Origin of the sequence: Bacillus sp. SIMBA_074 (assembly GCF_046534555.1) — a bacterium.
GTDB lineage: Bacteria > Bacillota > Bacilli > Bacillales > Bacillaceae_G > Bacillus_A > Bacillus_A mycoides.
Window position 1 is genome coordinate 1 of sequence record NZ_JAWRYM010001302.1, and the last position, 232, is coordinate 232.

1 protein-coding gene is annotated in these 232 nt (G+C 43.5%); it reads right to left on the minus strand.

Annotated elements, in window-relative coordinates; translation table 11 throughout:
- Positions 1 to 22: 22 nt before the first annotated feature.
- On the minus strand, positions 23 to 232 hold a 210-nt coding region (locus tag SB773_RS34910; RefSeq protein WP_410595161.1), incomplete at its 5' end, for a cation transporter dimerization domain-containing protein.

Consider the following 232-nt stretch of genomic DNA (forward strand, 5'->3'; position numbering starts at 1 on the left):
CTTCTGGACAGGTTTTCGCATTTTATCTTTCAGCGATTCTCTGCTCTGGTTCAATGTGGATATGAACCACGCTTATTTTATGCACCTTTCTCATTCGAGCTTCAATTTTCTCGGTGATGGTGTGGCTTTCGACTACATTCAGCTTTGGGTCTACATGAATGACGACATCCACCAATACACTGCTGCCATGATAGCGAGCTTTGATATCACTAATGTCCTTCACCCCTGCAAT